The organism is Salinadaptatus halalkaliphilus (genome assembly GCF_006543045.1).
Classification (GTDB): Archaea; Halobacteriota; Halobacteria; order Halobacteriales; family Natrialbaceae; genus Salinadaptatus; species Salinadaptatus halalkaliphilus.
The window spans coordinates 13,908-34,699 of record NZ_RBZW01000008.1 but is presented as its reverse complement, the minus strand read 5'-3'; the positions used below and the strand labels follow the sequence as shown (position 1 = coordinate 34,699).

The 20,792-nt window shown below is 63.3% G+C and carries 24 protein-coding genes and 1 tRNA gene; 15 read left to right on the top strand and 10 right to left on the bottom strand.

The genetic code is table 11. The annotated features are described in order from the left end of the window. Window positions 1-17 precede the first annotated feature (17 nt). From D8Y22_RS02410 to D8Y22_RS02390, 5 genes are all read left to right on the top strand, one after another. Entirely contained in the window at window positions 18-1,502 is a 1,485-nt protein-coding gene (locus D8Y22_RS02410; protein WP_141463123.1) for a DEAD/DEAH box helicase family protein, read from the top strand. 93 nt (window positions 1,503-1,595) lie between these two features. Next, window positions 1,596-2,507, top strand: a complete 912-nt coding sequence (locus D8Y22_RS02405; RefSeq protein WP_141463122.1) for an AEC family transporter — start codon at window positions 1,596-1,598, stop codon at window positions 2,505-2,507. A gap of 97 nt (window positions 2,508-2,604) precedes the next feature. Next, the gene (dnaK, locus tag D8Y22_RS02400) at window positions 2,605-4,545 is read left to right on the top strand and encodes a molecular chaperone DnaK (protein WP_141463121.1); all 1,941 of its coding nucleotides are present in this window, start codon (window positions 2,605-2,607) and stop codon (window positions 4,543-4,545) included. Window positions 4,546-4,668: 123 nt separating this feature from the next. Then, a complete protein-coding gene (locus D8Y22_RS02395; RefSeq protein WP_141463120.1) occupies window positions 4,669-5,355 on the top strand; it encodes a PHP domain-containing protein in 687 nt (228 codons plus the stop codon). Then, entirely contained in the window at window positions 5,352-6,482 is a 1,131-nt protein-coding gene (locus tag D8Y22_RS02390; RefSeq protein WP_141463119.1) for an asparagine synthase C-terminal domain-containing protein, read from the top strand. Before D8Y22_RS02395 ends, D8Y22_RS02390 begins: the two co-directional genes overlap by 4 nt. 279 nt (window positions 6,483-6,761) lie before the next feature. Here the strand turns inward: D8Y22_RS02390 and D8Y22_RS02385 are convergent, their stop codons facing one another. From D8Y22_RS02385 to D8Y22_RS02375, 3 genes are all read right to left on the bottom strand, one after another. Beyond that, window positions 6,762-7,229, bottom strand: coding sequence for a DUF6691 family protein (locus tag D8Y22_RS02385; protein WP_141463118.1), 468 nt, complete (start codon window positions 7,227-7,229; stop codon window positions 6,762-6,764). 88 nt (window positions 7,230-7,317) lie between these two features. Beyond that, window positions 7,318-7,878, bottom strand: a complete 561-nt coding sequence (locus tag D8Y22_RS02380) for a YeeE/YedE family protein (protein ID WP_141463117.1) — start codon at window positions 7,876-7,878, stop codon at window positions 7,318-7,320. A gap of 89 nt (window positions 7,879-7,967) precedes the next feature. Next, window positions 7,968-8,765 carry a M14 family metallopeptidase gene (locus D8Y22_RS02375; protein ID WP_141463116.1) on the bottom strand — a complete coding sequence of 266 codons (798 nt, stop codon included), beginning with the start codon at window positions 8,763-8,765 and terminating at the stop codon, window positions 7,968-7,970. A 219-nt stretch (window positions 8,766-8,984) separates the two neighbouring features. Between D8Y22_RS02375 and D8Y22_RS02370 the strand changes: the two genes are divergently transcribed. Further along, entirely contained in the window at window positions 8,985-9,302 is a 318-nt protein-coding gene (locus D8Y22_RS02370; RefSeq protein WP_141463168.1) for a hypothetical protein, read from the top strand. A gap of 33 nt (window positions 9,303-9,335) precedes the next feature. Here D8Y22_RS02370 and D8Y22_RS02365 read toward each other — a convergent pair whose 3' ends face one another. Then, on the bottom strand, window positions 9,336-9,653 hold the full coding sequence (locus D8Y22_RS02365; RefSeq protein WP_141463115.1) for a DUF7853 family protein: 318 nt from the start codon (window positions 9,651-9,653) through the stop codon (window positions 9,336-9,338). A gap of 144 nt (window positions 9,654-9,797) precedes the next feature. After that, a complete protein-coding gene (locus D8Y22_RS02360; protein WP_141463114.1) occupies window positions 9,798-10,358 on the bottom strand; it encodes an NUDIX hydrolase in 561 nt (186 codons plus the stop codon). Window positions 10,359-10,564: 206 nt separating this feature from the next. Here D8Y22_RS02360 and D8Y22_RS02355 point away from each other — a divergent pair, with 206 nt between their 5' ends. Next, the gene (locus D8Y22_RS02355) at window positions 10,565-11,023 is read left to right on the top strand and encodes a universal stress protein (protein WP_141463113.1); all 459 of its coding nucleotides are present in this window, start codon (window positions 10,565-10,567) and stop codon (window positions 11,021-11,023) included. A gap of 113 nt (window positions 11,024-11,136) precedes the next feature. On the opposite strand, the gene D8Y22_RS02350 is transcribed toward D8Y22_RS02355, so the two are convergent. After that, window positions 11,137-11,550, bottom strand: coding sequence for an Lrp/AsnC family transcriptional regulator (locus D8Y22_RS02350; RefSeq protein ID WP_141463110.1), 414 nt, complete (start codon window positions 11,548-11,550; stop codon window positions 11,137-11,139). Between the two features lie 102 nt (window positions 11,551-11,652). Between D8Y22_RS02350 and carA the strand changes: the two genes are divergently transcribed. The 3 genes from carA to D8Y22_RS02335 all read left to right on the top strand — a co-directional run bounded on the left by carA (window position 11,653) and on the right by D8Y22_RS02335 (window position 14,404). Continuing rightward, window positions 11,653-12,729 (top strand): glutamine-hydrolyzing carbamoyl-phosphate synthase small subunit, encoded by a 1,077-nt coding sequence (gene carA / locus D8Y22_RS02345; protein ID WP_141463108.1) that lies wholly within the window; start codon window positions 11,653-11,655, stop codon window positions 12,727-12,729. A gap of 128 nt (window positions 12,730-12,857) precedes the next feature. After that, window positions 12,858-13,751: a GAF domain-containing protein gene (locus D8Y22_RS02340; RefSeq protein ID WP_141463106.1), complete on the top strand. Its 894-nt coding sequence runs from the start codon at window positions 12,858-12,860 to the stop codon at window positions 13,749-13,751. Further along, window positions 13,748-14,404 carry a DUF7504 family protein gene (locus D8Y22_RS02335; protein ID WP_141463104.1) on the top strand — a complete coding sequence of 219 codons (657 nt, stop codon included), beginning with the start codon at window positions 13,748-13,750 and terminating at the stop codon, window positions 14,402-14,404. Before D8Y22_RS02340 ends, D8Y22_RS02335 begins: the two co-directional genes overlap by 4 nt. Window positions 14,405-14,451: 47 nt before the next feature. Here D8Y22_RS02335 and D8Y22_RS02330 read toward each other — a convergent pair whose 3' ends face one another. The 3 genes from D8Y22_RS02330 to D8Y22_RS02320 all read right to left on the bottom strand — a co-directional run bounded on the left by D8Y22_RS02330 (window position 14,452) and on the right by D8Y22_RS02320 (window position 16,998). Further along, window positions 14,452-15,216, bottom strand: coding sequence for an SIMPL domain-containing protein (locus tag D8Y22_RS02330; RefSeq protein ID WP_141463102.1), 765 nt, complete (start codon window positions 15,214-15,216; stop codon window positions 14,452-14,454). Window positions 15,217-15,297: 81 nt separating this feature from the next. Next, window positions 15,298-16,197 carry a glycosyltransferase family 2 protein gene (locus D8Y22_RS02325; RefSeq protein ID WP_141463100.1) on the bottom strand — a complete coding sequence of 300 codons (900 nt, stop codon included), beginning with the start codon at window positions 16,195-16,197 and terminating at the stop codon, window positions 15,298-15,300. A gap of 93 nt (window positions 16,198-16,290) precedes the next feature. Beyond that, window positions 16,291-16,998 carry a class I SAM-dependent methyltransferase gene (locus D8Y22_RS02320; protein WP_141463098.1) on the bottom strand — a complete coding sequence of 236 codons (708 nt, stop codon included), beginning with the start codon at window positions 16,996-16,998 and terminating at the stop codon, window positions 16,291-16,293. A gap of 163 nt (window positions 16,999-17,161) precedes the next feature. Here D8Y22_RS02320 and D8Y22_RS02315 point away from each other — a divergent pair, with 163 nt between their 5' ends. The 5 genes from D8Y22_RS02315 to D8Y22_RS02295 all read left to right on the top strand — a co-directional run bounded on the left by D8Y22_RS02315 (window position 17,162) and on the right by D8Y22_RS02295 (window position 20,232). Beyond that, window positions 17,162-17,443 carry a MarR family transcriptional regulator gene (locus D8Y22_RS02315; RefSeq protein WP_141463096.1) on the top strand — a complete coding sequence of 94 codons (282 nt, stop codon included), beginning with the start codon at window positions 17,162-17,164 and terminating at the stop codon, window positions 17,441-17,443. 41 nt (window positions 17,444-17,484) lie between these two features. Continuing rightward, complete coding sequence (locus tag D8Y22_RS02310) at window positions 17,485-18,267, top strand: MBL fold metallo-hydrolase (protein WP_141463095.1); 783 nt, start codon at window positions 17,485-17,487, stop codon at window positions 18,265-18,267. A gap of 137 nt (window positions 18,268-18,404) precedes the next feature. After that, window positions 18,405-19,196, top strand: a complete 792-nt coding sequence (locus D8Y22_RS02305; RefSeq protein WP_141463093.1) for an Lrp/AsnC family transcriptional regulator — start codon at window positions 18,405-18,407, stop codon at window positions 19,194-19,196. Window position 19,197: 1 nt separating this feature from the next. Beyond that, on the top strand, window positions 19,198-19,443 hold the full coding sequence (locus D8Y22_RS02300; protein ID WP_141463091.1) for a hypothetical protein: 246 nt from the start codon (window positions 19,198-19,200) through the stop codon (window positions 19,441-19,443). 30 nt (window positions 19,444-19,473) lie between these two features. Next, window positions 19,474-20,232 (top strand): YkgJ family cysteine cluster protein, encoded by a 759-nt coding sequence (locus D8Y22_RS02295; RefSeq protein ID WP_141463088.1) that lies wholly within the window; start codon window positions 19,474-19,476, stop codon window positions 20,230-20,232. 398 nt (window positions 20,233-20,630) lie between these two features. Here D8Y22_RS02295 and D8Y22_RS02290 read toward each other — a convergent pair. After that, window positions 20,631-20,703 (bottom strand) — tRNA-Arg (locus D8Y22_RS02290). Window positions 20,704-20,792 lie beyond the last annotated feature (89 nt).

The following is a 20,792-nucleotide window of genomic DNA, read 5'->3' as shown; positions in this document are numbered from 1 at the left end:
CGAACGTGCGTACGTATATGTCGATCGAGGACCGACATCCGGGCGTGACGCGGCCGTCGATCTCCGATCCGCCAGCCGTGACCCTCGAGTACGAGAGCGGCACGATCCGCCTCGAGCACGTCGCCGAGTCGACCGTCCAGACACTGCAGACGGCGATACCCTCTCTCGAGTTCGACCCGCGAACCGACCACTACCGGGTTCCAGCCCACGAATACGCGTCGCTGCGGCGCGAGCTGTCCGACACCGATTCGTACACCGGTCTCGACGACCGCGTCTGTCGCTTCGAGTCGCTCCCAACTCTCGAGTCAGCGTACGAACTCCGCGAGTACCAGCAGGCAGCGCTATCTCACTGGCTCGAGACCGATCGGTGGGCTGAGATCGGGACGGCGGATGATCGTGGCGAAGCGGGACGAGCCCCCGCGGGCGTCTTCGAGTTACCGACCGGCAGCGGGAAGACCGTGATCGCGCTGAAGGCGATCGAACGCCTCGGGGTCCCGACACTCGTCGTCGTCCCGACGATCGACTTACTCGAGCAGTGGGAACGCGAACTCGAGAGCGAGTTCGACGTTCCGATCGGGCGCTTCGGCGGCGGCCAACAGCGTCTCGAGCCGATCACCGTCTCGACGTACGATTCGGCGTATCTGAAAGCCGATTCCGTCGGCGATCGGTTCGGCCTCGTCGTCTTCGACGAGGTTCACCACCTCGGCGGCGAGGGCTATCGCGAGATCGCTCGCGTCCTCGCCGCGCCGGCTCGGCTGGGGCTGACGGCGACGTTCGAACGACCGGACGACGCCCACGAGATCGTCTCCGACCTCGTCGGTCCCGTCGTTCACCGACTCGATCCCGACGACCTCGCGGGCGAACACCTCGCTCCCTACGACCTCAAGCGCCTCGCAGTCTCGCTCACCCCCGAGGAACGCGAGGCGTACGAGGAAAACCAGGACACCTTCACGTCGTATCTCGCCCAGTCGAACATCCGCATGCAAAGCGGCTCGGACTACCAGGAACTCGTCAAGCGTTCGGGATCGGATCCCAAAGCGCGCGAAGCGCTTCTCGCACGCCAGTGCGCACGCGAAATAATCTACGGTAGCGACGCCAAACTCGAAGCCCTCGCGGACATCCTCGAGGATCACCGCGGCGAGCGCACGATCGTCTTTACGGCCCACAACGACCTGGCCTACGACGTGAGCGAACGGTTTCTGATCCCGACGATCACCCACCAGACCGGGGCCGCGGAACGTCGGGAGATCCTCGAGCGGTTTCGTGATGGAACGTACACGCGGATCGCGACGTCGAACGTGTTGGACGAGGGCGTCGACGTTCCGGACGCCTCGGTCGCAGTCGTCCTCTCGGGCAGTGCCAGCGAACGCGAGTTCGTCCAGCGACTCGGACGGATCCTCCGCCCGACCGCAGACGCCACCCGGGCGATCCTCTACGAAGTCATCGCCGAAAACACGAGCGAGGAACGCGTCGCCAAGCGTCGGCGAAACGGAAACAGATAGTTGCGAGCGACATCGACGTGGTCGATTGCCGGACGACCCCTCACGTGGCCGTAATTCGAACGGTAGAAACGTCTCGACTGATTCGGCGGCTGTATGGAGGTCCTCGGACGGTTGCTGGCGTTGCTCGTGATCCTTCTCGTCGGAACGGGGCTCCGACTGTCGGGCGTCTTCGGTCCGCAGCGAACCGATCGACTGAACGCCGTCGCGTACTACGTCGCGCTGCCGGCGCTGATCTTCGTCTCGACGTACGACCAGGCGATCGACGAGTTACTGACCGTCACGCTGGTCGCGGGATTGCTCCTCGTGTTGTTTACGACGGCGGGACTGGCCTGGGGCGTGCACCGATTGCAAGGCTCGAGCAACGAGCGCCAGAGCGTGGCGATCGTCCAGTCCTATCACTCGAATCTGGGCTATCTCGGGCTGCCGCTCGTGGCCGCGACGTTCGACGATCAGATTACGGCGATCGCGAGCGTCGTCCTCGGCGTCTGCTCGCTGGTACAGGTCCCCCTGACGATCATCGTGCTCTCGACGTTCAACAGCACGGACGCGCCGCTGGCCGAAGAGCTGCGTGGCCTGGTACGAAACCCCGTCCTGCTCGCGCTGGTCGTCGGGCTCGCGGTCGGCTCGAGCGAGATTGGGGTGCCAGAGACCGTCGCAACGAGCCTCGATATCGTCGGCTCGCTAGCGCTCCCGCTAGCACTGCTGTGTGTGGGCGCATCGTTGCAGGTCGATCTGCCGTCGGTCGATTTCGGCGCGACCGGCTCCGTCGTCGCGCTGAAGATCGTCGCCATGCCGGTGCTCGCGTGGGCTATCTTCTCCGCGCTGGCCGTCGATACCGCGACGTTCGTCGCCTCGGTCGTCATGCTGGGAACCCCGACCGCCGTCTCGACGTACGTCTTCGCCGCCGAACTCGACGGTGACGAGGAGTTCGCCTCCTTGAACGTCTTCGCGACGACGCTCGTTTCGGTCCTGACGCTGTTCGTCCTGATCTCGGTGGTGACGTAGCTGACAACGAGCTGCCAATACGGCGTCCCTCGAGTTTTATTCGGCTGATCACTATAGCTAGTAACGTTTAAAACAAAGTGCGCACAAGGGTCCGCTAATGACGAGTAACAAGATTCTCGGTATCGACCTCGGCACCACGAACAGTGCGTTCGCGGTGATGGAAGGTGGCGATCCGGAGATTATCGTCAACGCCGAAGGCGATCGGACGACGCCGTCGGTCGTGGCCTTTACCGACGACGAGGAGCGCCTGGTCGGCAAACCGGCGAAGAACCAGGCGATCCAGAACCCCGAGAAGACGATCGCGTCGATCAAGCGCCACATTGGCGACGACGACTACACGGTCGACGTCGAGGACGAGGAGTACACGCCCCAGGAAATCTCGGCGATGATCCTCCAGAAAATCAAACGCGATGCCGAAGAGTATCTCGGCGACGAGATCGAACGCGCGGTCATCACGGTCCCGGCGTACTTCTCGGACCGCCAGCGTCAGGCGACCAAAGACGCCGGCGAGATCGCCGGCTTCGAGGTCGAACGCATCATCAACGAGCCGACGGCCGCCTCGATGGCCTACGGTCTCGACGAGGATCAGGACCAGACCGTCCTCGTCTACGACCTCGGTGGCGGAACCTTCGACGTCTCCCTGCTCGACCTCGGCGGCGGCGTCTACGAGGTCGTCGCGACCAACGGTGACAACGACCTCGGTGGGGACGACTGGGACCACGCCATCATCGATTACCTCGCCGACGAGTTCGAGGCCGAACACGGGACCGACCTCCGGGAGGACCGCCAGGCGCTCCAGCGGCTCAAAGACGCCGCCGAGGAGGCCAAGATCGAACTCTCCTCGCGCAAGGAGACCGAGATCAACCTCCCCTTCATCACGGCAACCGACGACGGTCCGATCCACTTGGAGGAGTCACTTACCCGCGCGAAATTCGAGTCACTCACCAGCGATCTCATCGAGCGCACCGTCGAGCCGACCGAACAGGCGCTCGAGGACGCCGGTTACACGAAAGACGACATCGACGAGGTGCTGCTGGTCGGCGGCTCGACCCGGATGCCACAGGTCGCCGAGAAGGTCGAGGGGTTGACCGGCCAGGACCCACAGAAGAACGTCAACCCCGACGAAGCCGTCGCGCTGGGCGCGGCGATCCAGGGCGGCGTCCTCTCGGGCGATGTCGACGACATCGTCCTGCTGGACGTGACGCCACTCAGCCTCGGTATCGAGGTCAAGGGCGGCCTTTTCGAGCGACTCATCGAGAAGAACACGACCATTCCGACCGAGGAGTCGAAGGTCTTCACCACCGCCGCGGACAACCAAACCTCGGTCCAGGTGCGGGTCTTCCAGGGTGAACGCGAGATCGCCGAGGAGAACGAACTGCTGGGCGAGTTCCACCTCACGGGCATCCCACCGGCACCCGCCGGAACGCCACAGATCGAAGTCACGTTCTCCATCGACGAGAACGGCATCGTCAACGTCTCCGCCGAGGACAAAGGCACGGGAGAGAGCGAAGAGATCACGATCGAAGGCGGCGCCGGCCTCTCCGACGAGGAGATCGACCGACTGCAGGAGGAAGCCGAGCAACACGCCGAAGAAGACGAGAAGAAGCGCCAGCGTATCGAAGCGCGTAACACGGCCGAGGCGACGATCCAGCGCGCGGAAACACTCCTCGAGGAAAACGACGAGGAGGTCGACGACGACCTGCGCGAGACGATCGACGCGGCAATCGAAGACCTCGAGGAGACGATCGACGACGAGGATGCCGACGCCGACGCCATCGAGGACGCGACCGAGAAACTGAGCACGGAACTGCAGGAGATCGGCAAGCAGATGTACCAGCAAGCCGGTGCCGAGGGTGAAGCGGGCGCTGGTGGCGGTGCCGGTCCGGGTGGCGCTGCCGGCGCGGGCGCCGGACCCGGCGGCATGGGCGGGATGGGCGGTGGCCCCAACCCCGGTCCAGGCGGCGCTGCCGGTGGCGAGGACGAAGAGTTCGTCGACGCCGACTTCGAAGATATCGACGACGAGGACGAGGAGAACTGACACGGACTGCTGTAACCGGTTATCGGCGCAACCGCGACCCGACCGGCCACACCGACAACGAGTTTCAGCAGTTCGTCTGACGCAATCGAGGCGCTTTTGATCGACCCGCTCGAATTGGCGGCTGTGCTGTCGGTCGAACTCCACGTTCACTCCGCGTTGTCCTACGACGGTCGCGACCCCGTCGAGCTCATTCTGGAGCAAGCCGAAGCCGTCGGACTCGACGCCATCGCGGTGACCGATCACGACGAACTCGAGGCGAGTCTCGAGGCGGCCAGACGAGCCCCGGAGTACGGCCTCGTCGGCATTCCCGGCATGGAAATCTCGAGCAAAGCCGGCCATATCCTGGGATTCGGGCTCGAGGAGCCGGTCCCGCCGGGACTGTCCTACGAGTCGACGATCGAGGCGATTCATGCCCAAAACGGGCTGGCGGTGATCCCCCATCCGTTCCAGGAGTCGCGACACGGGGTCTTGGCACGGGTGTCCCAGGAGGATCTGCGAAAGGGCGACGCGATCGAAGTCTACAACTCTCGTCTCCTCACGGGCCGTGCGAACCGCCAGGCGCGGCGATTCGCCGAGGAGCGTGGAATGGCGATGACTGCCGGAAGTGATGCCCACATCAGCGAAATGGTCGGGCAGGCCGTCACGCGCGTTGACGCCGACGACCGCTCGGCCGAGGCGATCCTCGAGGCCGTCCGCGACGGACGAACGTCGGTCGAAGGCAAACGAACGCCCTGGCACATCAGCTTTCGGCAGGCAGCCGGCGGCGTCACGCGCCGGGTGCGAAACGGACTCGTGGGGATCTTCGGATGACGATTCGAGGCGCCGATCCCGCGATCGTTCGTGAGGCGCTCGAGACCGGCGACCCGTTACCGGGCACGACCGGCTTCGCGGGCGAACTCGAGGGGACCCTGGTGCGTGACGTACTCGGTCGAGTGCCACTATCCGTCGAGAGAGCCACTGCATCGCCGGACGCGGAGCAACCAGCGTGGGCGTTTTCCCCTGCCGACCTCGAGGACCCGGTTCCCGTTCCGGCGGGTACCGTTACCGACCTCGAGGCGATTCGACCGACCGATGAGCGTTCCTTCGAGCGGCGATTCTCGCTTCCCGATCCCGAGCCGACTACCGACCGCGACGCCGCGCTTGCGACCCTCGAGCGTGCGATCGAGTCCGCTAGCGAGGGTGTTCAGGCGGTCGACCGAAATATTGCGGTCGCGTTTTCGGGCGGCGTCGACTCCGCGCTCGTCGCTGCGCTGCTCGATGCGCCCCTGTACGTCGTCGGCTTTCCGGACAGCCACGACGTCGAGGCCGCGCGATCGGCCGCCGAGGCGATGGATCGCGAGCTCACGGTCGTCGACCTCGAGCCGGCGGACCTCGAGCGCGTGGTCCCGGAGATCGTCCGCGCTACCGGACGGACGAACGCGATGGATGTCCAGATCGCACTGCCACTGTACCTGGTCGGAGAGCGCGTCGCGGCCGACGGCTACGACGCGCTGGCGGTCGGGCAAGGCGCCGACGAACTGTTCGGCGGCTACGAGAAGGTCGTCCGACTCGATCACCGTGTCGAGGCCGAGACGACCCGTGGCGCCGTCCGCGAGCAGATTCGAAGCCTTCCCGAGCAGTTGCCCCGCGACGTGCTCACGATCGAGGCGACCGGTCTCGAGCCGGTCGCACCACTCCTTCACGACGAGGTGGTCGAGGCGGCGCTCCGGCTCCCCGACGCGTTGCTCGCCGACGGAGAAACCAGAAAACGCGGCTTTCGGACGGTTGCCAGCAACTACCTGCCCGACGAAATCGCCCAGCGGGACAAAAAGGCGGTCCAGTACGGCAGTCTCGTCGCCCGCGAACTCGACCGACTGGCCAGACAGGCCGGCTACAAGCGGCGGATGGACGACCACGTCGGTCAGTACGTCCGGTCGTTGCTCGAGGACGAGGCGTAACAGTAGAGTCGGAGAGTCGCGGAGAAGGTGTGTGAACCGTTCTGTGATACGGATTGCTGTACCGATGTACCGGCGTAACCACCGTCCGGATCGCGGTTGCGCCGGCAATGACTTACAGTAAACCGTATGACGGGTAACGGTTGTAGCCAAAGTGGCTTCCTGCTTCAGAAACGTTTGGTGACCGACTGATCCATTATATTGGCGCTGACAGATCGGCTAGAATGCTGCGACAGTTCGGCTGAATGGCGGCGACAGTTCGGTTGGATTGTACCGACAGCGTCAGTCGGCCGCCGTCGCAGCCGAATCGCTCTCGAGGAGTGCCGAACGCCAGTACCCCTGCAGGTAGGCGCCGACGAACATCCCGGCGATACCGTAGAGGATGATCACGTTGCCGATGCCGAGGCTGGCGTAGGCCGCACCGGGACAGATGCCGGAGAGTCCCCAGCCGACCCCGAAGATACCGCCGCCCACGACGACGTTTCTGTCGAGAGTTTTCAGCCGCCGGCTGTACGGCGTCCCCGTCAGTGGCGCGTCGCTGCGGACCAGTTTCACGCCGAAAAACGTGATGCCGGTGACCACTGCGGCACCGAACATGACGAACAGCAGACCGAAATCCGCGAACTGCAGGAAGGTGAGTACGATCTCTGGCTGAGCCATGTGACTGAATGCGAGCCCGAAGCCAAAGATTAGCCCGCCGACGAACACCAGCGGCATGAACAGCGGATGCTGTTCGTGGTCGGCGCTCATCGCTGACACCTCCCGAGTAGTCGTGTGGTGTTCCCGAGTGATCGTGTGCTGTCCGTAGGTGCTTGCCTCCCGACCGATCGATCGGCGGTCATGGGCTCACCCCCACCGCCTGGACCAGTTGTGCGACGCCGATGGCGACCAGCAGGAAGGTCGCGACGCCGACGAAGGAGGCACTCGAGGCCGAGCCGACGCCACAGACGCCGTGGCCCGAGGTACAGCCCTTCCCAAGGCGAGTGCCGATCCCGATCAGGATACCGCCGAGGAACAGCCGCCAGGGCTGGACGTCCGTCAGCCAGACCGTGAATCCGCCGATGTCTACCAGCTGGCCGGTCGTCGCGGGTTGGTGAAGCGAACTCGAGACGAGACCGGACTGGAAGGTCAGCGCGTAGACGGCCGCGCCGGCAACGATACCGAGCGTGAAGACGACGCGCCAGTCACGCGAGGGGTGATACTGCTGGAATCGCGAGAGGCTCGAGCCGTACGATAGCGTCGACTCGAGAAACGTACTCGCACCGGCCGGGATGCCGGTCCCGAGGTAGATAACGGCGGTCCCGAGACCGACGAGCAGCCCGCCGATCGCGTAGTGGCCGATCCCGTTGGGAAACAGCTCCGCGAGGATCGCCACGGCGAGTGGAAGTGTCGTACTCATCGTTCGAGCGAAGGGAATCCGCGCGTATCAATGCTGGCACTCGCGGCAATGCGTGGGTTCTCCGACGAGAGCAATGATAGCAACCCGTATCAGTCGGCCGCCGGTGGTGCCGACAGCACCTCGAGTTTCCTCGCGGCGTAGCCGAAGACGTTCCGGTAGCCATTCGAGGACATGAGGACGGGATAGAACGGTTGGTCCGCGACCTGTTCGTCGCCGTCGGCAGCGGCGAAGGTTTCGCCGGCATCGACTTCGGTGAAGTTATCGACGAACACTTCGTAGGTGTCCGCTCGCTCTTTGTTGATGACGTCCGTCAGTTCGAAGACGGGGAGCTCCCGTCGCATCGCATCACCGGGGAGTGCGTCGACGGCGGTGAGGAAAGCCCGCGTCAGCCGATCAGCGTTTTGCGCTGCGGTTTCTGACCCCTGGAGCCCACACTCGACTTCGATCGTCTTGATCTTCGAGAACAGGCGACCCTGGGCGAAGTTACTCGTCTCGACCATCGCCGCCACGGGGAGTTGTGGGACGATGTTGCGTGCCGTCTCACTGACGCCGTTGACGATGGCGAAGGGATCGGCATGCGACTGCGTCGAGTGCATCGAGAAGGTAAGACAGTCCTCGAGTTCCGCGACGAGTTCGGCTGCGAGTTGCCCTTCGTGTGTTTGTGCGTTCGGATCGCCCGGGAACGCACGATTCAGATCTTCGTCGACGAACCGCACCCGTCGTTCGAGCGCCGCCTCGTTGGCGACGACGAGCTTGACGGGTCGTTCGACCGTCGGGCGCTCGTCGAGCAGTCGTTCGACGGCGCGAACCCCACAGGGTTCGTCCCCATGAACGCCGGCGACGACTGCGATTTCTGGCGTTCCCGACCCGAGCTGTGCAACTCTCATTGTGTCCTAGTTGGGCTGTACGTTCAAAGGCGATTCGGTTCTCTCATACGTCTGGACAATCGCCGCGTTTCGACGGGCCCGTGTGCCGTCGCCCCGTCTCGGTGGCCAAATCCCGGCGACACCGACACACCTGTCGAACGGTGGATAGAAACTGTCAGGCCGTCGTCCGGCGCGTCTGGAACCGTGAGGGCTTTGATGGCGCGCTTGCAACACCCACCCGTGACCTCGAGCGACGACGGCGGTTACGTACACGATCCGTCCGCGTTCGACGAGGACGGTGACCGCCAGGAGACGGCCGGCGACTCGGGCGACGACGAGTGGGTCGACGACCCGACCCACCCGACAGCAGCCCAACGGGAGTTCGACTGGCGAGGATGGGTGCTGGTCGGTGTCATCGTCTTCGCTTTTGTTCTCTCACCACTCGCAATCTTGTTGTGGCCGCCAGGTCTCAACTACTTCGTCGCACTGTTGATCTTACCGCTTCTGCCGGCGCTAATACTGGCCGTCACTGCAGTCTGGGCGACGACGCGGCCGTAAAAAGCGAGCGGTCTGACGTTGAACCGTCCGTCGTCAGGCCCGAGCGTCCAGCGTCTCCTCGAGTCGTTCCTGTACGTTCGTTCCGTGGACGATGTCCCGATACGGCGCCTCCTCGGTCTCGAGGTACGTATCGAGCAGTTCGACGAGTCGGCGCGTCTGTCGGCGGGTGAAGGTCTCCGTCTCGTCGGCGTCCTCGATCGCGTCGAATACCTCGAGCGTCCACTCGGGTGGTGTTTCGCCGTCGTCGAGGGCGTCGTCGATGTGGGTACCAAGCGCGTAGTGGACGACCCACTGTTCTTCGGTCGAGAGCGAGACTTCGTGCGTCTCGGTTTCCGGTGATGGGGAGCTCATATCGTCACACGGACCGGTTCTGTCGGCCCACGAGGGACAGTACGAAGCAGGGGGTAATAAACATTGGTGCATGATATCACGTGACAAGAGCGGCGACTGCGACACCCACCATCGCCGGTCGTTCCCGTAGACGCCACGGTCCGCCTACCGGGTATCCCGCCGCATCGCGATCTCGAACCACGGACAGAGACGCAGTTGGCGGTACCACTCGGGGTTTTCTTGCAGTCGCTCGTAGGGAACCCACATGAGGCCGGCGACTTCCGCTTCGTTCGGCTCGAGGCGCCGATCCGAGAGCGTCAGCTTCAGGACGGCACAGACCTCGTGTTCGACGCCCGCGTTCTCGAAGTAGCGCTTGTACTCGAAGCGGTCGGTCAAGCGAAGGTCGTCGTACTGATCGGGGCTGATGCCGAGTTCCTCTTCGAGGCGCGCTTTCGTGGCGTCTTCCTGGCTCTGCCCATCGACCGGATGCGAAGCGACAGTGCCGTCCCAGTAGGTGCCCCAGAGGCGCTTATCCGGCGCTCGTTGTGCGAGAAGGATATTGTCGTCCTCGTCGAAGACCAACGAGGTGAACGCTCGATGACGGATGCCGTCGCCCATATGCGCCTCGAGTCGGTTGACCGTCTCGAGTGCGGTATCGTGTTCGTCGACGGCAACGACATCTTGGCTCGCGTTCTCGTGGCGGTCGTCGTTCTGTGGCGTGGTCATACAGCCACAATCGAAACGGCCCGTAAAACCAGTATCGCCTCTCGACGGGCGCCGAATGTGCGATCGATGCGTTGGCCGCCTCCGTCCCTCGCCCGCGTTGTTGATCCCGTCGGGATCGGGCCGATATCCGTCCCCGACGACAGAGAGCGTACCAGGCATCGACGACGAAGCCGTAGTTTGAATATGTAACACTCCCACGGAGTGATATGGCAATCGTTGCGGCGATCGACGACTCCGAGCGAGCGGTCGCAGTCCTCGAACAGGCAAACGAACTGGCCGACAGGTACGATGTCTCCCTTCACATCGTCCACGTCGCGGATCCGGCCGTCGACTTTCGGGAGGAGTTTACCGACGTCTCGGAAAACGCGCTGCGAGCGAGTCGAGTCGCAGACGAGATCATGGAACGAGCCCAGGACACGGCAGCCGATATCGCGTCCGAATCCGCCGAGTACGTCGACGGCCTCGAGGAGTACGAAGCGGTCGGTCTCGTCGGTGACGCGGCAGAGGTGATTCGAAACTACGCGTCGGAGCAAGACGCCGAGTACATCGTCGTCAGCGGTCGCAAGCGACGGCCGCTCGGCCAGGCGTTGTTCGGCAGCGTCACGCAGGCGCTGTTGTTGAACGCGGACTGTCCCGTCGTCGCCGTACCACAGGACGACCTCTGATACGGTTTACTGTACGTCAGTTCCGGTGCACCCGCGACCCGGGCGGCGGGTGCGCCGGTACATCGGTACAGTAATCCGTATGATTGCCACGTCGCTGTACACTCGAAATCGGCTCAGCCGAGTTCCTCGTCGAGGATCAGTCTGGTTTTCGTGCTCACGACTTCGTCCTGATCGCGCGCCTGCGTGATGAGATCGTTGACCCGGCGAGTATCGGCCGCGTCGACGACGAGGACGATATCCTGTTCGCCCGAGACGATCCAGACGAAGTCGACTTCCTCCCACTCGGCCATCCGCTCGGCGACGGCGTTCGTGTCGACATCGACGGCGACGCCGACCTCGATCATGGCCTTGACGTTGCCCGTCCGCGTCGAAATCGTAAACCGTTCGATGACGTCGTCGTCCATCATACGCTCGACGCGGTTGCGGACGGTCCCCTCGCTCGTTCCGATCTCGTCGGCGATCTCCGTGTAGGGCGTCCGGGAATCCCGTCGGAGGATATCGAGGATCTGTCGGTCCAACTCGTCCATGGAGATCCGTCAGTTCGATTGGCGGCTACTTACCGATTACGAATTTCGTAACTCAGCTTCGAAGACAACACTTATGATCGTGTATCCAATACGTAGATCGTAATGACAGCGGCCTACGTTGCACTGGAAGGCGGCCACGTACTCGAGGGACGTGGTCGTGCTCCGGGAACAGCTCGTGGCGAACTGGTTTTCACGACGGCCTACACCGGGTACGAGGAGAGCTTGACCGATCCCTCTTACGAGGAACAGGTTCTGACGTTCTCGTATCCACTGATCGGTAACTACGGCGTCCGAGAAGAACGCTTCGAGGACGACCGCGTCCACCCACGAGCGGTACTCGCGAAGGAACTGACCGACGACGTCGCCGAGTGGCTCGCAAGCGAAGGCGTGCCGGCAGTCGATCACCTCGATACCCGAGATGTCGTCACCGATATCCGCGACGGCGGCGCGATGAAGTGTGGGATCGCCGTCGGCAAGGACGTTACCGAGGACGACGCGCTGGAACAACTCGAGGCCTGCAAAACGATGAGCGAGCATACCGATATCGGTTCCCAGGTCAGCGTCGAGGAAGCGGTCGTCCACGGCGCCGACAACGATGGTCCCGACGTTGCGCTGGTCGACTGCGGTGCGAAGGGCTCGATCGTCGACTCGCTGCTCGCTCGCGACGCGACGGTCCACGTCCTACCCTACGACGCGACGGCCGCCGACGTCGAAGATGTCGACCCAGACGTGTTGTTCGTCTCGAACGGTCCTGGCGACCCCGCCAACTACGAGCAGGCAATCGACCTCGTCCAGGCGTTCGTCGAGGACACGCCCGTCGCCGGCATCTGTCTTGGCCAACAAATCGTCGCCGAGGCGCTTGGCGGCACCACCGAGAAGATGACGTTCGGTCACCGCGGCGTCAACCAGCCCGTCCTCGATCTCGAGTCGGACCAGGTCGTCATGACTACCCAGAACCACGGCTATACGGTTGCAGAGCCGGGCAACCACCTCGAGGTAACGCAGATCAACGTCAACGACGAGACGCCGGAAGGACTCGACGGCGACGAGTACGACATCATCACTCGTCAGTATCACCCCGAAGCGAATCCCGGGCCCGAGGACACGCTCGACTTCTTCGACGACGTGCTCGGGATGGTCGACGGTCAGCACCAGCCAGCGGTGCCCGCCGACGATTGAGCACAGTTCCTGTTGGGCCTCCCGACGAGTAACAGCCCGGACGGTCGAACATATTCGCCGCAGATAGTGTTTCTCGAGTGATCGTTGGCCACATCACATATGGTCGTTGCTACCCGTCTCGGTTATGGATGGAACGTACAATTCTCTGTGTCGATTCGCCGGAGCGGATCGCCACAGTCTCCTCGGCTATCGAGGACCACGAGGATTTGACCGCGATCGAAGCGACGTCAGTCGACGAGGCAACGCAGTTGCTCGAGGACGAACCGGTCGTTTGTGTCGTGACGGCCTACGACTTTCCCGACGGAACCGGACTCGAGATCGTCGAGACGATCAGATCCGAGACGCCACAGACGCCGTGTGTCTTGTTTACCGATGTCTCGCCAGGAGACATCGAGACGAGTTCGTTCGAAGAACTCATCGTCGAGTATCTCAATCGGGACCTCCCCGACGCGACCGATCGCCTCGAGTTCGTCGTCAACGACGTGATCGATCACAGCGCGCAAGTCGGCTTCCTGGCACCCGAAGACGAGGACGAGCGGCTCGAGACGCTGGCCGAATACGATATCGACGAGCTACCGATCGACGAGAGCTTCGACCGTCTCACCGACCTCATCGCCGATCACTTCGACGTCGCCGTCTCGTTCGTCGGCCTGATCGAGAAAGACGAGGAGAACTTCCTCGCGTGTTCCGGCGCAGACTGGGATTCGTTGACCCGCGAAGATACGATGTGTACGCACAGCATGCTTCAGGAAGATGTCATGGTCGTCGAAGACATCGCCGACGACAAGCGATTCAACAAGAACGAACAGCTCGAGAACCTCGGTATCGTCTCCTACGCCGGCGCTAATATGACCGCACCGAACGGACAGGTCATCGGGCAGGTTTGCGTGCTCGATCACGAGTCACGAAGCTACTCGCCCGCCGAACGCGAGACCCTCCAGCAGTACGCCGAAACCGCGATGGAGATTCTCGAGTTGCGACAGTCGGTACTCGAGGCGCGACCGCCGGAGGTGGCCCAATGAGCGTCTCCGGATCGACGGCTTTCGATGTCGAAACACTACCGATCGACCGCGTCGACGACGGCACTTCGATCCTGTTGACCGGCGACGACACCGAGGCGTTGAAGACCGTCTTTTCGCGAATCGTCGCCGCGGACGAAGACGAGCGAAGCATCGTTCTCGCGACGAACGCCGGGGGCCGGGCCGTCCGGCGAACGCTGAGAAACGCGAAATCGGGCGCCGGAGACAGGGCGTCGGTTCTGACCTGCGAAGGGCCCGATCACGACGACGCGGTCACGACCGTCGACGACATCGGCGATCTCACTCGTCTCGGTATGGAGTTCTCGAGTCTCGTCGCTGCGTCACAGCAATCGACGGCACGCTTTCGGGCCGGAATCTTCCTTTGTTCGACGATCTGTAGCGAAGTCGAGGACACCCGATCGGTATTCCGGTTTCTCAACACCAATTTCCTGACGGAACTACGACGCGGCGAAGGGATCGGCGTCTGTGCAATCGATACCAGCGCCGACCTCGAGACCGACATCAACAGTATGATCAGCGGGATGGAAACGTCGTTTTCCGCCCGTATCGACATCAAGGTGACCGGTCGGACCGATGCGACGTTGACCGTTTCCGGGCTCTCGGGGGTCGACGAGACCGTCGACGTCACCCTGTAGCGGACGGATTCGTGTGAGACGCCTCGAGTCGGCCGGTGACCGCGACGCTACGTGCCCCTGTCTTCGAAACCGTAGACGACATCGACGGCGGCGCTTACGCTAACGGGACCGGAATCGATGTCGGTCGCAGGAGCGGCGGCGTCGTCGGCGACATCGGCCTCGGCTGCCACGTCGTATGCCTCCGCTCGAGCGGGGACGACGTCGACGCTTCTCGTCGAGACCGATTTCGTACCCGTGATCGAGACGCCGCGATTGTCGGCGATGTGTCTCGCTTCCTCGTCGGCGTTCTCGAAAGCGTGGTCGAGTGCCTCCTCCCGAAGCTCGACCCGCCGAGCGTCGCTCAGGCCGAAATTGATTCGTCCGATATCGTCGGCACCGGCTCGCGCGAGGGCATCGATGACGTCTCCAACCCGGTCGACATCCTCGATAACGAGTCGAAAACTGTGTGACCCCCGATAGCCGTTTCCGTCGCGCTCGGGGCGGATATTGTACCGACCAGACTCGACGTTCTCGTCTCGAATGCCGAGTTCGTCGAACGTCGCCCGGAGTTCCTCGGCGCGCTCGGCGAGTTCACGTTCGACATCTTCGGCGCTGTCGCCGGTCGCCTCGAGGCCGACGCGTGCGCTCGCTTCGTCCGGTTCGGCTTCGACTTCGCCGTTGGCGCTCACTTCGATGGTCCGATCGGTTCGTCCGTCCGGTACTGCCCCGTCGATACCGCGTGCTGGGTCCCGATCCTGACTTGCGGTGCTCGTACAGCCGGCGATCGCGGTTGCGGCGAGGGCCGATGTTGCGAGGAACTGTCGTCGCTCCATGTCGGATCGTTCGAACGAGAGCATAATGGTCGTTCGCCAAGCTGAAACACGGCTTTCACCGTCGGTGATCTCGAGCCGTCGCTATCGACGATCGTACACTCTGACGGCTCGGTCGTGTCTCACCGAGACGCCGTTGGGATTTCGCTGGGCCGACCGATCGGTGTAACGCGCCAGCACACCGTCTCTGAATCCGCCGGCTGCGTTTGCGACGACCGCGAGCCCGTTGGCGACCCACTCCGTCGGCGCGACATCACCGGATCCGATCCGTCTGGCACCGGTAAGTCCGTCCCGGATCGCACTGCCGAGGATTCGAGCGACGACGGTCGGCCGAGGACCGTAGTTCTTCGAAAGCCGGTACGACAACGAGCGATAGACGGTCCCCCAGTCGTCGCTCCGTCCACCGTCGGCACCGACATCGCTTCGGACGGCCATCTCGCCCGTCCACTCGACCTCGAACCCCAGTCCGGCGACCCGATGGGCGCAATCCCGAGCCCCGTCGACCTCGAGATACTCGTCGAACCCCTCGAGTGCATCGAGGACGGTCCGGTCGAACGCAACGTTGGCGCCGTCGAACAGCCGTACTCGTCGGCCGGCGATCGTCCGTGGCGTCCGAGGGTCGACGTCGAGGCGTTGGTCACCCGTGACGGGGCCGGTTGCGACCGATGCGTCGCCCGCAATGGTCTCGGTGAGGGCGTCGTACCAGCCGGGTTCGACCTCGTAGGTACCGTCGAGGAAAGCTACGATATCGCCGGTTGCGGTCTCGAGACCGGCGTTTCTCGAGACGTTCGGGTTTCTCTCGGAGATTTCGACCAGAACGTCGACGTCGGTTCGGTCGCGGACGACGCCGGTCGTCCCGTCCGAGGAGGGGCCGTTGACGACGATTACTTCCGTCGAGTCGGGCGTTCGGGCTGCCAGCCCGTCGAGACAGGAGAGTAACTGCTCTCGGTCGTTCAGCGTCGAGACGACTACCGAGAGCTTCATAGGGTACTGTAGAGCGGTCCGAGCGTAAAAAAGGGGTGGAATGACCGTCCGTCGGCGGTCGGTTCGGAGAACGAGCGTCTACGGCCGCGTGGGTCACCGAAGTCTCGTGTTCCAGTAAGAAACCGAGGCGAAGTGATCGGTGACCGGGCTACCACCAACCGTCGTATCTAACGCCCGAATCGGCGAGGCGAGCGCGTTCGGAATCGACCGGTAGAGTCCGTAGGGAGCGAGGAAGTCGTCCTCGACCTCGACGAGCGTTAGATCCGTCTTCGCGAGCAACTCGCTGACTTCACTCTTCGAGTAGAGTCGCGAACCCATCGGCAGCGCCCAGTTGTACATACTTCGAGCGCTGAAGCGATTGAACGTATCGAAGACGATCTGATCACGGGAGACGCGTCGCATCTCCCGGAGGAACGCTTCGGGATCGTCCGCTAGATGGAAAAATCGCATCGCGATGACGGTATCGAAGTGATCGTCCGGAAACGGCAGCCGGCCAGCGTCGCCACGCAGGAACTCGAGTGTCCCCGCGAGCTCACGACCCTGGGCCTTTCGCCGACCCTGCTGTAACATCGCTGTCGAAATGTCCAGCCCGACGACGTCGGCACCCTGTGCGGCGAGCATCACCGTAAATCGCCCCGTTCCGCAGGCGATCTCGAGGATCGATCGATCCTCGACGGGCATGATGGCCTCGAGAACCGCTGCTTTTTCCCGGCGATCGATGAGCTGGCCGCCCTTCGAGAACCGTTTGTCGTCGTACTCCTCGGCGACCTCGTCGGCCTGGTACCACTCCTGTCCTTTCACACTGGGCGAACCTACTGTCCCCGTGGGATAAAACGATACTGGAGTCTGCTCACACTGGCGCTGGTTTCTGTGTTAATACGTTATGCATATACCTTATACAAACTGGATTATTCGTATCCACATATAGGGAAGCTTTACCATCACCGATTCCACTGGAACTGGTATGAGCACGAGTACCGCAGAGGACCGCACCACCACCACCGAGGAAACGCTCTCGGAGGACGAATACCGCGACCGCCTTCGCGACCTCCCACCAAGCGCCAAACTCGTCGCGAAAGTTCTCGAGTCCGATTCCCCGCTCTCGCAGGGTCAACTCGCCGAGGAGTCGCTGCTTCCGGACCGAACCGTTCGCTACGCGTTGAATCGTCTCGAGGACGTTGGTCTCGTCGGCTCACGATACAGTTTCCGCGACGCACGCAAACAGGTCTACTTCCTCAAGCACTAGCTCGCCGATAGGCACTTTTCGATACGGCCACACGTCGTCGTATGGATGTCAGTCGCTTCACGCTCCCGGCGGGCTCGTACGCCCCCGGTGGCACTACGAACGCGTATCTTCTCGGAACCGACGCAGCGGTTCTCGTCGACCCGGCCGCACGCACCGACGAACTCGACCGGGCGGTCGCTGACCGGTCCGTCGAGCACATACTCGTGACCCACACCCACCCTGACCACGTCGGCGCCGTTAGGGCCTACGCGACCCAGACGGATGCGACAGTCTGGGCTCGATACGGACACACGAGCCGATTTCGGGAGGCGACGGGCCACGACCCCGATCGGACACTCTCGCCGGGAACGACCATCGAGACGGCAGACGGCTCCGTGCGGATTCTCGGGACGGCCGGACACGCACCCGACCACATTGCGCTCGAAGTCGGTCCCCACGGCCCGATCTGCTGTGGTGACGTGGCCGTCCGCGAGGGTAGTGTCGTCGTCGGCGCCCCGGAGGGAGATATGCGCGCGTATCTCACTTCACTTCGTCGCCTCTATGCGATCGACCCACCCGTGCTCTACCCTGGCCACGGCCCGGCGATCGAGACCCCTCGAGAGACGCTCGAACGACTCATCGACCACCGATACCGGCGAGAGCGACGAGTTCTCGAGGCGGTCGATACCGGCGCCCGAACCCGGACGGAGATCCTCGATGACGCCTACGACAAAGACCTCACCGGCGTCCGCGAACTGGCCGCGGCGACGGTGGTTGCTCACCTCGAGAAACTCGCCGTCGAGGGACGACTCGAGTGGGACGGCAAGCGGGCAAACCCGGTCTAACCGCGATCGACGACAGCGTACCCGCGGCCGAGACGCGTCTACAGGGCCGAATATTTTCGATACGGAACTGTAATCCGATTTCGGTCCGGAAGACGAAGAACCATACCTATTTGTCCCACGATAACGAAGTCGCGCGTATGGGAGACGGGACCGGTGCTAGTTATCGCCTCGACGAAATCGACCGACGCATCGTCTACGCGCTGATGAGCGACGCTAGAAACACCTCAGCCCCGGCAATCGCAGCGGAGGTCAGCGTCTCGGGAGCGACGATTCGCAATCGAATCGCACAACTCGAGGATCACGGCATCATCGAGGGCTATCACGCGACCGTTGACTTCGAACACGCCGACGGATCGTTGATGAACCTCTTTTGCTGTCATGCACCCTTCGGCGATGTCGAGGGGGCTGCGCGTCAGATCGGTGCGATCCCCGGCGTGATCAACGTCCGGGAGCTGATGGGCGGGCGGATGAACCTCCACGTTCTCGCGGTCGGCACCGACACGAGCGACCTCCGACGGATCGGGCGCGAACTGGAAAACGCGGACGTCGAGATCGAAGACGAGTTTCTCCTCCAGAACGAGCACGACTTTCCGTACGCGCCGTACGGCCCGGCCGACCGCCGCCGTCTCGAGCCCTTGGCAGACTACATCAGCCTGACCGGCGGTGCCGAAGTCGTCGAGGTCACCGTCCACGAGGACGCCCCGATCGCGGACTGCACGCTCGAGGAGGCGGCGACGGAGGGGATCCTCGAGGACAGCACGCTCGTGGTCGCGATCGAACGCGACGACGCCGTGCTCACGCCACACGGCGACACCGAGATCCGCCCGAACGACGTCGTGACGGTGTTTTCGCCCGACGGTGCCGGCGGCCCCGCGCTCAAAGGGTTTCAGGGACCAGACGGAGCCATGACGGAGACCGTTCGGGAGTAACATGCCGGTCGACCGACTCCTCCCCGAGTTCCTCCAGCGTGAGCCCGAGTCCGACACCGACGACGCGGTGTTACACGAGTGTCGCCACTGTGGTTCCAAGTTCGAGGAGCCGGTCGATCAGTGCCCGGTCTGTGACGCCACCGAAATTGCGACCTACAAATTTCCCGCAGCCGACGAAGCCGAGACCGACGACGAGTCGACCACCGACAGTACCACTGACACCGCCACAGACCCCGACACCGACTGACTTTTCCCCCGCCACCACCCACCATCGACCGTGACATCACTCGAGCACGACCTCGAGCGAGCCCGCAGACTCGAGGTCGAGACGCTCGCGGACGCCATCGAATCCATCGGTTTCGAGTGTACTCGCTGTGGCGCCTGCTGTACCGGCCACGGGAGCGAGGATCACACGGCGACGGTCTTTCCCGATGAGGTCAGAACGCTGACCGACGCCGACACGGCTGACGGAGACGTCACTGACGACCGGACGGACGAGGGAGCCGGCACCGACGACGACACGGCCGACGTCCCGCCCGAGGCAGAACACGAGTGGCGCGACGTCGCCCGCCCGATGCCCTACGGCCTCGCGGAGCGAGACGGCGAGCTCGAGGGCGAAACCTTCGAGTGGGCACTCCAGACCGACGGCTGTGGTGACTGCGTGTTCTACGAGGACGCAGACGGCGTTGGCGCCTGTACCGCCCACGACGATCGCCCGCTGATCTGTCAGACCTATCCCTTCAGCGTCGCCCTGGACGGCACCACCCAGCCCATGGGCGAGGCCGTCGACGAAGCCGGTGTCGTCCGCGCCCACGAATGTGAGGGCCTCGGCCGGGACATTTCTCGCGAGGACGCCCTCGAACTCGCTGCGACCCTGAAAACGCGCGCCGTTCGCGAACTCGAGGAAGCCATCGGCGTTCGGGACAGCTACGAACCCGCCCCCGACGCCGATGCAGCCGTCGTCGTCCACGACTCGGAAGGCGCGAAACGGATCGACGGGACGCCACTCGAGGACGAGCCAGCAGGTGAGGAGTAACGCTATTGGGTGGGTCTCGAGCGTCCTAACGGGATCTAAACGCCGTCAGAGAGTCCTGCTCGCTTCGCTCGCGAATTTGTGTCGACAGCAACGTCCTGACGGAGTCTTACGCGAACGTAGTGAGCGTAAGGCACGTCAGGACCGAACGACGCAGCGAGTGCTGAACAACGTGAAGCACTCGCAAGGAGTGAGCGTCCTGACGGAGTCTCACACGAACAGCGTGAGTGTGAGGCACGTAACGTCGAAGACGTTACGGAGATTTGAACACGCCCAGAGGTTCCTGCTCGCCTCGCTTCGCTCGGCTGTGCGGGCTGCCACTGGTCTGCTCAAATCTCCGCGTTGGAGTTTTCCCGAACACGGACGACTCGCTACGCTCGTCGTTGTTGTGTTCGGGAAAACGTCCTGACGGAGATTTGAACTCCGGTCCCTGGCTCCGCAAGCCAAGAGGATAGTCCACTACCCTATCAGGACTCAACTCAACGTAGCCGAGTAGTAGTTAAAGCCCTTTCGAAACCGCCGGCCCACGTGGCTGTCTCGCATTGTCGTAACTCGAGGCCGAG